Raw genomic sequence first — 13,648 nt, 5'->3', positions numbered from 1 at the left:
TTATCTACACACCACCAAACACAAGTTTCCGTGAAAAATCCGGGCTAGGAGCATCTGACGTGAGCACAACTCCCCTCAAGGTCGCCGTCACCGGTGCGGCCGGCCAGATCGGCTACAGCCTGCTGTTCCGCATCGCAAGCGGCTCGCTGCTGGGCCCGGACCGCCCGGTCGAGCTGCGCCTGCTCGAGATCGAGCCCGCGCTCAAAGCGCTCGAGGGTGTCGTGATGGAGCTTGACGACTGCGCGTTCCCGCTGCTGGCCGGCGTCGAGATCGGCGCGGACGCCAACAAGATCTTCGACGGGGCCAACCTCGCCCTGCTGGTGGGTGCGCGGCCGCGCGGCCCGGGCATGGAGCGCAGCGACCTGCTCGAGGCCAACGGCGCCATCTTCACCGCCCAGGGAAAGGCGCTCAACGAGGTGGCCGCTGACGACGTCCGCATCGGCGTGACCGGCAATCCGGCCAACACCAACGCGTTGATCGCGATGTCCAACGCGCCCGACATCCCGCGTGAACGGTTCTCGGCGCTGACCCGTCTCGACCACAACCGGGCGATCAGCCAGCTGGCCCGCAAGACCGGCGCCAAGGTGACCGACATCAAGAAGATGACGATCTGGGGCAACCACTCGGCCACCCAGTACCCCGACCTGTTCAACGCCGAGGTGGCGGGCCGAAACGCCGCCGAGGTGGTCAACGACCAGGACTGGATCGAGAACGTTTTCATTCCCACGGTCGCCAAGCGTGGCGCCGCGATCATCGAAGCGCGCGGTGCCTCCTCGGCGGCGTCGGCGGCGTCGGCGACCATCGACGCCGCACACGACTGGCTGCTGGGCACACCGAAGGACGACTGGGTGTCGATGGCGGTGATTTCCGACGGCAGCTACGGCGTGCCGGAGGGCCTGATCTCGTCGTTCCCGGTGACCACCGAGAACGGCAACTGGACGATCGTGCAGGGGCTGGAGATCAACGACTTCTCCCGCGCCCGCATCGACAAGACGACGGGTGAACTCGCCGATGAACGGAAGGCGGTCACCGACCTCGGCCTCATCTGAGGCGATTAGGTTACCTACCGGTTCGTCGCTACCCTCGACCCCGTGTCGCACGCGGTGGAAGAACATTCAGTGACGGAATCGGAGATCGTCCTTCACGACGACGAGATTTTTGCTGCCCATGTCGGCGGCAAGCTCGGCGTAGCGCTGAAGGCGCCGCTGGACACCCAGCGCGCGTTGTCGATCGCCTACACCCCCGGGGTGGCGCAGGTCAGCCGGGCGATCGCCGCGGATCAGACGTTGGCCGCCCGCTACACGTGGGCCAACCGGCTGGTGGCGGTGGTCAGCGACGGCAGCGCCGTGCTCGGCCTCGGCGACGTGGGTCCGGCGGCGTCGCTGCCGGTGATGGAGGGCAAGTGCGCGCTGTTCAAGGCGTTCGCCGACCTCGACTCGATCCCGATCGTGCTCGACACCAAGGATCCCGACGAGATCGTGGAAACGCTGATCCGGCTGCGGCCGACGTTCGGCGCGGTCAACCTCGAGGACATCTCCGCACCCCGCTGCTTTGAGATCGAGCGCCGTCTCGTCGAGGCGCTGGACTGCCCGGTCATGCACGACGACCAGCACGGCACCGCGATCGTGGTGCTGGCGGCGCTGATCGGTGCGGCAACCGCCGTCGGGCGTGACCCCGCCTCGCTGCGCGTCGTCGTCTCCGGCGCGGGCGCGGCCGGTGTGGCCTGCGCGAAAATCCTGCTGGCCAAGGGGATCAGCGACATCACGGTGCTGGACTCGCAGGGCATCGTGCACAGGGACCGGGACAACCTCAACGCCTACAAGACCGAGCTGGCCGAGCAGACCAACCCCCGCGGCCTGACCGGCGGCATGGCCGAGGCGCTGAACGGCGCCGACGTGTTCCTCGGGTTGTCTGCCGGCGTGGTGCCGCCCGAACTGGTGGAGACCATGGCGTCGGACGCGATCGTGTTCGCGCTGTCCAACCCCGACCCGGAGATCCACCCCGAGGACGCGAAGAAGCACGCCGCCGTGGTGGCCACCGGGCGCAGCGACTACCCGAACCAGATCAACAACGTGCTGGCGTTCCCCGGGGTCTTCCGCGGGGCGCTGGACGCCGGCGCGCGGCGCATCACCGAGGAGATGAAAGTGGCGGCGGCCGATGCGATCTTCTCGGTGGTCGCCGACGACCTCTCGCCCGACTGCATCGTGCCGAGCGTGCTGGACCCGCGCGTCGGACCCGCTGTGGCACAAGCGGTTGCCGCGGCCGCCCGCACCTGACGATGGCCGTGCGGTGGCTGGCGTCGGCGCTCGTCGCGCTGCTCGTCGCGGCCTCCGCGGGGTGCGGCGACGACGCGGGCGCCCCGTCCATCGCCGTCGGCTCCACACCGGATCCCGACGCGACGGTGGTCGCGCACCTGTACGCGGCGGCGCTGCGGTACTACGGCAGCCCGGCGCACGTGAAGCTCGATGACGACCCGCTGGCCAAGCTGGATTCCGGCGAGGTGCGCGTCGTCCCGGGTTTCACCGGACGGCTGCTGCACCGATTCATGCCCGACGCGACCGCGCGGTCGGCAGCGCAGGTGTACCGAGACCTGCTGTCCGCCTTGCCCGAAGGCATCGCCGCGGGCGACTACACGACCTCGGCCGAGGACAAACCCGCACTCGTGGTCACCGAGGAGACGGCCGAGAAGTGGGGTGGTCGTGACGTCACGGCCGCGGTGCACAACTGCGACACGCTGCGGATCGGTCACGTCGCTGACGAAGCGGGGCCGGAGCAGCTGGGCGTGTGCGAGCTCAGGGGGTCGCGTGAGTTTCGCGACAGCGCAACGATGTTCGCGGCGGTGCTGACAGGCGAGATCGACGCCGGGTGGACGACGACGGCGGCGACCGGGATCCCGCCGGAGCTGTTGACGTTGTCGGACAAGACGTCGCTGATCCGCGCGGAGAATGTGGTGCCGCTGTATCGCCGCAATGAACTCGACGAGCGGCAGGTGCTCGCGCTCAACGAGGTCGCCGGGGTGCTGGACACCGCGGCGCTGGCGCAGATGCGCGCCGACGTCGCCGACGGACAAGACCCGGTCCACGTCGCCGAGGCGTTCCTGGCCGAACATCCCCTCGGCGACTGACTTCTCTCGCGCTATCGACGAGATTCGCGCTATCGGCGAGCGTGCGTGTCAGAGGGCGACACGCCGTCAAAATCCGCGAGTTTACGCACGCTCGCGGTTAGTGCGCGTTGGGGATCAGCCGTGACACCACCGTGTTGAAGAGCCGCTGATAGCCCGAACCGGTGAGCCGCACGATCGCGTCGAGCACCTTGGCGTCCGGGCCCACGAGCACCCGGGCCTTGTTCTCACGCACGGCGGCGAGGATTTCGCGTGCAGCCTTCTCGGGCGTGGTGATCGTCAGGTGCTTGTCGAAAGTCTTTGTCAGGCCTTCTTTGTCGACGCCTTCGGCGGCGGTGGAGTTGCGCATGATCGCGGTCTTGATGCCGCCGGGATGCACGGTCGTCACCTTGACGGGATGCCCGTTGGCGATCATCTCCTGGCGAAGCGCCTCGGTGAATCCGCGAACGGCGAACTTCGCCGAGTTGTACGCCGCCTGACCCGGGACCGAGAAGATACCGAACAGGCTGGAGACGTTGACGATGTGCCCGTCGCCGGAGGCGATCAGATGGGGCAGAAACGCCTTGGTGCCGTTGACCACACCCCAGAAGTCGACGTCCATGACGCGCTCGAGGTCCTTGTACGGCGTCACCTCGACATCGCCGACGTAGGCGATCCCGGCGTTGTTGTACACCTGGTTGACCGTGCCGAAGTGCTCCACCACCGAGTAGGCGTACAACTCGAAGGCCTCGCGTTCGGTGACGTCGAGCCGGTTGACCTTCACCGGCGCTCCGATCGCCTTGAGTCGCTGCTCGGTGGCGGCCAAACCCTCGGTGTCGACGTCGCTGATCGCGAGCTTGGCGCCCGACCGGGCCAGTTCGACCGCCAGCGCCTGCCCGATGCCTGATCCGGCGCCGGTCACCACCGCGACCTTTCCGGCGAAGCCCTCCATAACCGCACTCCCTCGTATCGATTGCTGCGGTCGAGGTTAGTCGGTACTCGCGGTAGCGGATACTGGACCCCCTTGCGGGGCGCGATCGACTAACGGGTTGATACCACCCACCAGGTGCACGCGATCAACCCGTTAAGCAGTTATCCACAGCGCCGGGTCGCGACAGGTTGGCCGTCGGCTCGTTCCCGGTCACGCTTACCGGTGTGACGCGTTGGCGCCTCGGACATGTCGATCGCCTGATGTCGGCGCAGGACGGAATCATTTCGCGTCGCCAAGTTCTGGACGCAGGCGGCACCGATTCCGACATCGCCAGAATGCTGCGCCGCCGCGATTTGACCGATGTCCACCGTGGCGTCTACGTCAGCCACAGCGGCGAGCTCACACTGGCGCAGCGCCAGTGGGCTGCGGTGCTGGCGTTCTGGCCGGCCGCGTTGGCTCATGCCTCGGCCCTGCCCGATCCGCCGCCGACGGTGGTCCATATCGCCGTAGGCGCGGAGCGCAATCTGCGGCCGTTGCCACGAATCGTGCTGCACAGGACGCCCGACTTCGAGCGACGCGCCGAACTTGACCGCAGCCCGCCGACAATTCGGCTGGAGCACGCGCTGATTGACGTGGTCGGCGGCGAACTTCACAACAAGGACGTGGCGGCTGCGTTCGCCGTACTGGCGCGGTTGTGTGCCAGCCGGCGGACCACGCCGCAGCGAATACTGCGGGTACTGGCGACCCGCCAACGTGTGTGCGGTCGGCGCACGTTGGAGGCAATGCTCGCCGATCTTCGTGACGGCGCATGTTCGGTGCTGGAGCGCGCCTACCTCCACCGGGTCGAGCGTGCGCACGGGCTGCCCAGGGGCGAGCGTCAAGCTCGGAGTACCGCGACTGGTCGGCTCACCTATCAGGATGTGCATTACCGGGGGCAAGGGGTTGTGGTCGAACTCGACGGCCGCGCGTTTCACGATGCGCCGCGAGACCGCGATCGCGATGCCCTGCGTGACCTCGCGGAGTTGAGCCGGTCGGACCTGGTCACCACGCGGGTGACCTATGGACTTGTCTTCGGCGATGCATGCCGCACCGCTGTCCTGATCGGTGACCTACTCCGCCGCCGGGGCTGGTCCGGTCGGATGCGACTCTGCCCCACGTGCGATCCCGGGTATGCGCTGACGGGTTGATCCCACGCACCAGATGCACGCGATCAACCCGTTAACCCCTAGGGCGCGAAGGCTTCGTCGATGATTTCCTGCTGCTCGACCGCGTGCACCTTCGACGAGCCCGACGACGGCGCCGACATCGCCCTCCGCGAGATGCGCTTGATGCCGCCGAGCTTGTCCGGCAGCACCTCGGGCAACGTCAACCCGAACGTCGGCCACGCCCCCTGGTTCGCCGGCTCCTCCTGTACCCAGAAGTACTCCTCGACGTTCGGGTACCGGTCGAGCGTCTCGGCCAGCCGTCTGCGGGGCAGCGGAGCGAGCTGCTCGATCCGCACGAGCGCGACATCGTCCCGCTCGTCCTTCTTCTTCCGGGCGGCCAACTCGTAGTAGAGCTTGCCGCAGCACAACAACATCCGGCGCACCTTGCCGCGGTCACCGTCGCCCTCGGCGAACGTGGGCTCCTCGATCACCGAACGGAACTTGGCCTCGGTGAACTCCTTGAGATCGCTGACGGCGGCCTTGTTGCGCAGCATCGACTTCGGGGTGAACACGATCAGCGGGCGGTGAATGCCGTCCAGGCCATGCCTGCGCAGCAGGTGGAAGTAGTTCGCCGGGGTCGACGGCACCGAGATCGTCATCGAGCCCTCGGCCCACAGCTGCAGGAACCGCTCGATGCGGCCCGACGTGTGGTCGGGTCCCTGCCCTTCGTGGCCGTGGGGAAGCAGCAGCACCACATCCGAGCGCTGGCCCCACTTGGCCTCACCGGAGCTGATGAACTCGTCGATGATCGACTGCGCGCCGTTGACGAAGTCGCCGAACTGGGCCTCCCACAACACCAGCGCGTCCGGATTGCCCACCGAGTAGCCGTATTCGAAGCCCACCGCCGCGAACTCCGACAGCGCCGAGTCGTACACCATGAACCGGCCGCCGGTCGGATTGCCGTCGGGGTCGATGGTGAGCAGCTGCAACGGGGTGAACTCCTCACCGGTTTTGCGGTCGATGATCACCGAGTGCCGCTGGCTGAACGTGCCGCGGCGGGTGTCCTGCCCGGACAACCGGATCAGCTTGCCTTCGGCCAGGAACGAGCCGAACGCCAGCAGTTCGGCGAACGCCCAGTCGACCTTGCCCTCGTAGGCCATCTCGCGCCGCCGCTCGAGCACCGGCTTGACGCGTGGATGCACGGTGAAGCCTTCCGGCAGCGCGAGATGGGCGTCGCCGATGCGGGCCAGCAGCGACTTGTCCACGCCGGTGTGCATCCCGGCGGGCACCATCTGGTCGGTCTCCACCGACGCGCTCGGGGCGATCGGGTGTTTCTCGAGTTCGCGAACCTCGTTGAACACACGCTCCAGCTGGCCCTGGTAGTCGCGCAGCGCGTCCTCGGCTTCTTTCAGCGAGATGTCGCCGCGACCGATCAGGGCCTCGGTGTAGGTCTTGCGCACGCCGCGCTTCCGGTCGATCGCGTCGTACATCGCAGGCTGTGTCATCGACGGGTCGTCGCCCTCGTTGTGGCCACGCCTGCGGTAGCAGATCATGTCGATGACGACGTCCTTCTTGAACTTCTGCCGGAAGTCCACCGCCAGGCGCGCCACCCACACCGCGGCCTCGGGATCGTCACCGTTGACGTGGAAGATCGGCGCGCCGATCATCTTCGCGACGTCGGTGCAGTACTCCGACGACTTGGCGTCGGAAGGCGATGTGGTGAAACCGATCTGGTTGTTGACGATGATGTGGATCGTGCCGCCGGTGCGGTAGCCGCGCAGCAGCGCGAGGTTCAGCGTCTCGGCGACCACACCCTGGCCCGCGAAGGCGGCGTCGCCGTGCAGCATCAGCGGGACGACGGTGAAGCCGTTCTCGTCGTCCCCCTTGTCGAGCAGGTCCTGTTTGGCCCGCACCAGGCCCTCGAGCACCGGGTCGACGGCTTCCAGGTGCGACGGGTTGGCGACCAGTGACACCTCAATGTCGTTGTCCCCGAACATCTGAATGAAGGTGCCGGTGGCGCCCAGGTGGTACTTGACGTCACCGGAGCCGTGCGCTTGCGACGGGTTCAGGTTGCCCTCGAACTCGCTGAAGATCTGCGAGTACGGCTTTCCTACGATGTTGGCCAGCACGTTGAGCCGGCCGCGGTGCGGCATGCCGATGACGACCTCGTCGAGCCCGTGCTCGGCGCACTGGTCGATGACGGCGTCCATGGTCGGGATGACGGTCTCCGCGCCTTCCAGCGAAAACCGCTTCTGCCCAACGTATTTCGTCTGGAGGAACGTTTCGAACGCCTCCGCGGCGTTGAGTCGGCTCAGGATGTACTTCTGCTGCGCGACGGTCGGCTTGTCGTGCCTGCCCTCGATGCGTTCCTGCAGCCACTGCTGTTGTTCGGGTTCGAGGATGTGGGTGTACTCCACGCCGATATGGCGGCAGTACGCGTCGCGAAGCACCGCGAGCACGTCGCGCAGCTTCTTGTATTCCGTGCCGGCGAAGCCGTTGACCTTGAACTCGCGGTCGAGGTCCCACAGCGTCAGGCCGTGGGTCAGCACGTCGAGGTCGGGATGGCTGCGGAAACGGTTCTTGTCCAGCCGCAGCGGGTCGATGTCGGCCATCAGGTGGCCGCGGTTGCGGTAGGCCGCGATCAGCTCGATGACACGGGCGTTCTTGTCCTCGATCGAGTCGGGGTTGTCGGTGCGCCACCGCACCGGCTCGTAGGGGATGCCGAGCTCGCGGAAGATCTCGTCGAAGAAGTCGTCGGAGAGCAACAGCTCGTGCATGGTGCGCAGGAAGTCACCGGACTCCGCGCCCTGGATGATGCGGTGGTCATAGGTCGACGTGAGCGTGATCAGCTTGCCGATACCGAGCTCGGCGATGCGTTCCTCGCTGGCGCCCTGGAACTCCGCGGGATACTCCATCGCGCCGACGCCGATGATCGCGCCCTGTCCGCGCATCAGCCGCGGCACCGAGTGCACGGTGCCGATCGTGCCCGGGTTGGTCAACGAAATCGTCACGCCGGAAAAGTCTTCGGCGGTCAGCTTCCCGTCGCGGGCGCGGCGCACGATGTCCTCGTATGCGGCGATGAACTGGCCGAACCGCATCGTCTCGGCGTTCTTGATGCCCGCCACCACCAACTGGCGGTTGCCGTCCCTGCCCTGCAGATCGATGGCCAAACCCAAGTTCGTGTGCGCAGGCGTGACCGCGTTGGGTTTTCCGTCGACCTCGGCGAAGTGACGGTTCATGTTCGGGAACTTCTTGACCGCCTGAACCAGCGCATAACCGATCAGGTGGGTGAACGAGATCTTGCCGCCGCGCGTGCGCTTGAGGTGGTTGTTGATGACGATCCGGTTGTCGATCATCAGCTTGGCGGGAATGGCCCGCACGCTGGTGGCCGTCGGCACCTCCAACGACGCCGCCATGTTCTTGACCACCGCGGCGGCCGCGCCCCTGAGCACCTGGGTCTCTCCGTCGCCGGCCTGTGGCTCCTGGGCCTTCGCCTTGGGCTGCGCGGGAGCTCCACCCTTGAGCTTGGTCGACGCGGGTTTGTCGTCCTTGGTCTCCGGGGCTTTGGGCGCAGACGTTTTCGCCGTCGAGGCCTTGGGCTCAGCCGGTTGCGGTGGCTTGGCCGCCGCGGCCTTCGGCGCGGGTGCTGGGGCGGGTTCCGGTGGCGAGACAGGTGCGGCCCGTTGGGCGGCAGGTTGACCGTTGCCCTCGGCGGTCTGGCTGTCGATGGTTGGCTCGGGGGAGTAGTCGACCAGGAATTCATGCCAACTGGGATCTACCGACGAGGGATCCTCGCGGAACTTGCGATACATCTCCTCGACCAACCACTCGTTCTGCCCGAATGGTGAAGGTGAGTTCACGGTAGCTACTCGCCTCGATTCTCGCGTCGCGCAAGCGCAGGAAAACGCTCGCCAGGTTCTATGCGGTTACCCGCCTTTCCGCCGCCCTAAAGGCTAGCGCCGAAGCAACGGCCAAGCCACGACAACGACGTTATGGCCATCGTGCTCCACGCAACTCGTTTCCGCCGCTAGTTTCGTGGCGCCGGCAGGACATGCAGCGTGGCCGGCCAGCGCGCGAGCGGCTCGCCGAACGCCTTTTGCGCGTTGGCGACGATGCGCTTGCCCATCAGCCGATTGCCGACACCGCCGACGACGGCACCGATACCCACCGGCAGCAGCTTGCCGAACGCGATCGCGCCGCGCTTCAGCGTGTAGCGCTTCACGAAGTAGCGCACCAGCCGGGAGTTCAACTGAGACACCGCAGGCAGCGGCAGCGTCGCCGCGCCGTCGGCGACCCACGCGCCGCTGGTGCGGCCCGACCCGACCAGGTCGGAGAGCGCCGCCTTGCCGTCCTCGCCGACCAGGACCCCCAGCACCATGGCCCGGCGCCGTTCGCGGTGCTCGGCCGGAATTCCGTGCACCTCCGCGACGGCCAGCGCGTAGAGCGCCGTCGCCTCCAAGAACACCACCGTCTCACCGGCGACGGCCGACAGTGCCGTCAACGTGCCGATACCGGGAACCGCCGCCGCGGAGCCGACGGCCGCGCCGCTGGCCATCACCGCCGCCAGATACTGCGTCTCAAGCTTTTTGATGATCTCGGCAGGGGTGGCACCCGGATCGCGGTCCCGGATGCGAGCGACGTAGGCCTTGACCGCCGGGGTCTGCACGCGCGAACCCCGCTCGATGATCCCGGAAAGCACCTTGGCGGCGGCGCCGGGATCCTCGGGGCCGCCGTCGGCAGCAGGCAGCTGTTTCTTGGCCCTTGACCGGGCACTCATGGGCGGCCTCCCTGTCCGAACGGCTGGCTTCAGGCTATCCGTTCAACCAACGAACGACGGCGCGCCCGCGTGCCCGTCGTGATTGCGCTCACTGTGTGGCCGACACTGTGTGGCCGATCGGGGAAGAAAATAATGAGAAGCGACGCTAACCATTTTCGTGGCAACATCAGCGGCTGTGGACTTGACGCGCGCGGACTTCCAGACCTCGGGAGTCGAGCCGCCGAGCCGCCTCCGGATGATCCTCGTACTGGGCGTCATGGTGGCGCTCGGGCCGCTCACTATCGACATGTACCTGCCCGCCCTGCCCGACATCGGCGAGCAGCTCGGGGTGTCGTCCTCGGTCGCGCAGCTCACGCTCACCGGAACGCTGGCGGGTCTGGCGCTCGGGCAGCTGATCGTGGGCCCGCTGTCGGACTCGCTGGGCCGGCGCCGCCCGCTGATGGTGGGCATCGCGCTGCACATGGTGGCGTCGCTGTTGTGCCTGTTCGCGCCCGACATCACGGTCTTGGGACTGGCGCGCGGGCTGCAGGGGATGGGCGCTGCCGCGGCCGCGGTGGTGGCGATCGCCGTGGTCGGCGATCTGTTCACCGAATCGGCGGCGGCGACCGTGATGTCGCGGTTGATCCTGGTGCTCGGCGTCGCGCCCGTGCTGGCGCCGTCGCTGGGGGCCGCGGTGCTGTTGAAGGCCTCCTGGCACTGGGTGTTCGCCGCGCTGGTGGTCCTGGCCGGCGCGCTGCTGCTGGTCGCCGCGTTGGCGCTGCCCGAGACGTTGCCCGTCTCGCATCGCAGGCCGCTGAAGGTGCGCGGCATCGCCGCCACGTACGGCCAATTGCTGCGCGACATGCGCTTTTTGGGTCTGGTCTTGGTCGCCGCGATGAGCATGTCGGGCCTGTTCGCCTACATCGCGGGCGCGTCGTTCGTGCTGCAGGGTCGCTACGGTCTCGACCAGCAGGCGTTCGCGTTGGTGTTCGCGGCCGGTGCCATCGCGTTGGTCGGCGCGACGCAGTTCAACGTCGTGCTGCTGCGGGGGTTCGCCCCGCGCACCATCATGCTGTGGGCGCTGGTGGCCGCGACGGCCGCCGGTGTCGTCTTCATCGGGTTGTCGGTCACCGGCGTCGGTGGGTTGTTCGGTTTCCTGGTTCCGGTGTGGGCGATCTTGGCCGCCATGGGGCTGGTCCTGCCGAACGCGCCCGCGGTCGCGTTGTCGCGGCATCCGGAGGCCTCGGGCACGGCGGCCGCGCTGCTGGGCGCGGCGCAGTTCGGGTTGGGTGCGGCGGTGGCGCCGCTGGTCGGTGTGCTCGGCAACGACGCGATCGCACTGTCGGCCGTCATGACGATGGGTATGGTGGTCGCGTTGTTCGCGCTGGCTCCCGCGCTGCGCGGCGGATATCACCATGCAGACGGGGCGTCGGCGGTCGAACGCGCGGACGGGGTCATCGGCGACGCCGTCCCTGAACCCGCCTGACCCTGTCGAGCGTGTGTCCCGACTTGTCGGGGCCACACAAGCTCCGTAGCGTCGGCTGAACCGTCACAGACCTAGTCGATTCGAGATGTCCTCACACTTGACTCCTCGGCCAACGGGCCGCGCCTCCGCGGCGCGGTTCGGACTCAGCGCCCCGCTGGAACCCGCCGACTCCGGAAACGCATGGAGTGCGCTGTGGGCGATGATGGTCGGCTTCTTCATGATCTTGGTCGACGCGACCATCGTGGCGGTCGCCAATCCGTCGCTGATGGATCAACTGGGTGCCAGCTACGACGCCGTCATCTGGGTGACCAGCGCCTACCTACTGGCCTACGCGGTGCCGCTGTTGGTGGCCGGTCGGCTCGGCGACCGATTCGGCCCGAGGAATATCTACCTGATCGGGTTGACGGTGTTCACCGCCGCCTCGCTGTGGTGCGGTCTGTCCGACACCATCGGCATGCTCATAGGTGCCCGCGTGCTGCAGGGGCTGGGCGCGTCGTTGTTGACGCCGCAGACGCTGTCGACGATCACGCGCATCTTCCCGGCGGATCGTCGCGGCGTCGCGATGGGGGTGTGGGGCGCGACGGCCGGCGTCGCGACGCTGGTCGGTCCGCTGGCCGGTGGCTTCCTGGTGGACGGCCTTGGCTGGCAATGGATTTTCTTCGTCAACGTGCCCGTCGGCGTGCTCGGCGTCGCGCTGGCCGCCCGGCTGGTGCCCGACCTGCCCACCCGCAAGCAGGGGTTCGACCTGCCCGGGATGCTGCTGTCGGGCATCGGCATGTTCATGATCGTCTTCGCCCTGCAGGAGGGGGAGTCGAGCGGATGGGCGCCGTGGGTGTGGGGAACCATCGCCGGCGGCATCGGGTTCATGGCCGCGTTCCTGATCTGGCAGTCGGTCAACCCCAACGAACCGCTCATCCCGTTGGAGATCTTCCGCGACCGCGACTTCTACCTCTCCAACCTCGGCGTCGCCACGGTCGGTTTCGTCGTGACCGGCATGATGGTGCCGATCATGTTCTACGCCCAAGCGGTGTGCGGGCTTTCGCCGACCCGCTCGGGGCTGCTGATGGCGCCGATGGCGATCGTTAGCGGTGTGCTGGCACCGTTCGTCGGCAAGATCGTCGACCGCTCGCATCCTCGGCCGGTGGTGGGATTCGGCTTCTCGGTGCTGGCCATTTCGATGACGTGGCTGTCGATCGAGATGACACCGACCACGCCGATCTGGCGGATCGCGGTGCCGTTGACGGTGACCGGCGTCGGGATGGCGTTCATCTGGTCGCCGCTGGCCGCGACTGCGACGCGCAATCTGGCGATCGACCGGGCGGGCGCGGGCTCGGGTGTCTACAACGCCACTCGCCAGGTCGGGTCGGTGTTGGGTAGCGCCGGTATAGCCGCGTTCATGACCTGGCGGATCGGCGCGGTGATGCCGCCGGCGGCCGACGAGGCCACCCGGGCGTCGGGCGGTGTCATGCAGCTGCCGAGCTTTCTCCACACGCCGTTCGCCGCGGCCATGTCGCAGGCGATGTTGTTGCCCGCGTTCGTCGCGTTGTTCGGGGTGGTGCTGGCACTGTTTCTGCTGGGTTTCCAACGTGACCCGGCCGACGAGCTCGACGATCCCCACCGCGACGCCGGTCTGGCCGTCGACTACGGCGGGGACGAGACGTTCGTCGACGACCACGATGACTACCTCGAGTACACGGTGTCGTGGGACGAACCCGAACCCGAACCCGAACCGGGGCCGGCGCCGCACGGCGACACCGAAGCGCCGACCGATCCCATCGCGGCACAAGGCGCCCCGCCGGTGCAGGCGCCGGGCGCATCGTGGCACTGGCGACACGAGGAACCGGGCGAACCCGAGCAGGACGAGCCGTGGCGCGCCATCCTCGACCAGATGCTCGAAGACGTCCCTCCGGTACCGTCGACGTCGACCAAGCCCGAACCGATCGGATTCGCGCACAACGGTTTTCACATCGACGACAAGCAGCGGTTCCGGCCGATGGGCCGCAGGCCGCTCGCCGAGCCGCGCTCGCCCTTCGCCGAGTCGTACGAGATGCCGACCGAGCATCATCATCATCGGCGTTCCCGCCACCACCGCGCAGACGAGGCGCACGAGTCGCGGCCGTTCTGGTTTCAGTCGCACGGCAGACACGCTCGCGACGACGACCCGGACGACCGGCCGCGCCACGGCAGGCATTCGCTGCCGTGGAGCGACTAACCATTGTCTCGCGAGCAG

The 13,648-nt window shown here is 67.6% G+C and carries 9 protein-coding genes; 6 read left to right on the top strand and 3 right to left on the bottom strand.

What is annotated here, in order from left to right:
• The first annotated feature begins 59 nt into the window (after positions 1-59).
• Genes MELE44368_RS05680 through MELE44368_RS05670 form a run of 3 tightly spaced genes read left to right on the top strand, consistent with a single transcriptional unit; the run spans position 60 to position 3,124 of the window.
• The gene (locus tag MELE44368_RS05680) at positions 60-1,049 is read left to right on the top strand and encodes a malate dehydrogenase (RefSeq protein ID WP_128107596.1); all 990 of its coding nucleotides are present in this window, start codon (positions 60-62) and stop codon (positions 1,047-1,049) included.
• A gap of 42 nt (positions 1,050-1,091) precedes the next feature.
• The gene (locus MELE44368_RS05675) at positions 1,092-2,276 is read left to right on the top strand and encodes an NAD(P)-dependent malic enzyme (RefSeq protein ID WP_409366102.1); all 1,185 of its coding nucleotides are present in this window, start codon (positions 1,092-1,094) and stop codon (positions 2,274-2,276) included.
• Positions 2,277-2,278: 2 nt separating this feature from the next.
• The gene (locus tag MELE44368_RS05670; protein ID WP_206613695.1) at positions 2,279-3,124 is read left to right on the top strand and encodes a glycine betaine ABC transporter substrate-binding protein; all 846 of its coding nucleotides are present in this window, start codon (positions 2,279-2,281) and stop codon (positions 3,122-3,124) included.
• A 97-nt stretch (positions 3,125-3,221) separates the two neighbouring features.
• Here MELE44368_RS05670 and MELE44368_RS05665 read toward each other — a convergent pair whose 3' ends face one another.
• Positions 3,222-4,052, bottom strand: coding sequence for an SDR family NAD(P)-dependent oxidoreductase (locus MELE44368_RS05665; protein WP_128107595.1), 831 nt, complete (start codon positions 4,050-4,052; stop codon positions 3,222-3,224).
• Positions 4,053-4,255: 203 nt separating this feature from the next.
• On the opposite strand from MELE44368_RS05665, the gene MELE44368_RS05660 reads away from it, so the two are divergent.
• On the top strand, positions 4,256-5,218 hold the full coding sequence (locus MELE44368_RS05660; RefSeq protein WP_128107594.1) for a type IV toxin-antitoxin system AbiEi family antitoxin domain-containing protein: 963 nt from the start codon (positions 4,256-4,258) through the stop codon (positions 5,216-5,218).
• A gap of 38 nt (positions 5,219-5,256) precedes the next feature.
• Here the strand turns inward: MELE44368_RS05660 and MELE44368_RS05655 are convergent, their stop codons facing one another.
• Together MELE44368_RS05655 and MELE44368_RS05650 are read right to left on the bottom strand one after the other, a co-directional pair.
• The gene (locus MELE44368_RS05655) at positions 5,257-8,988 is read right to left on the bottom strand and encodes a multifunctional oxoglutarate decarboxylase/oxoglutarate dehydrogenase thiamine pyrophosphate-binding subunit/dihydrolipoyllysine-residue succinyltransferase subunit (RefSeq protein ID WP_241566494.1); all 3,732 of its coding nucleotides are present in this window, start codon (positions 8,986-8,988) and stop codon (positions 5,257-5,259) included.
• Positions 8,989-9,203: 215 nt separating this feature from the next.
• Positions 9,204-9,953, bottom strand: a complete 750-nt coding sequence (locus MELE44368_RS05650; RefSeq protein WP_128107592.1) for a hypothetical protein — start codon at positions 9,951-9,953, stop codon at positions 9,204-9,206.
• A 157-nt stretch (positions 9,954-10,110) separates the two neighbouring features.
• Here MELE44368_RS05650 and MELE44368_RS05645 point away from each other — a divergent pair, with 157 nt between their 5' ends.
• Positions 10,111-11,418, top strand: a complete 1,308-nt coding sequence (locus tag MELE44368_RS05645; RefSeq protein ID WP_409366101.1) for a multidrug effflux MFS transporter — start codon at positions 10,111-10,113, stop codon at positions 11,416-11,418.
• A gap of 199 nt (positions 11,419-11,617) precedes the next feature.
• Positions 11,618-13,630 (top strand): MFS transporter, encoded by a 2,013-nt coding sequence (locus MELE44368_RS05640; protein WP_128107608.1) that lies wholly within the window; start codon positions 11,618-11,620, stop codon positions 13,628-13,630.
• Positions 13,631-13,648 lie beyond the last annotated feature (18 nt).

This window comes from Mycolicibacterium elephantis DSM 44368 (assembly GCF_004014805.1).
Lineage (GTDB): Bacteria > Actinomycetota > Actinomycetes > Mycobacteriales > Mycobacteriaceae > Mycobacterium > Mycobacterium elephantis.
This window is presented reverse-complemented; position numbering and strand designations above follow the sequence as displayed.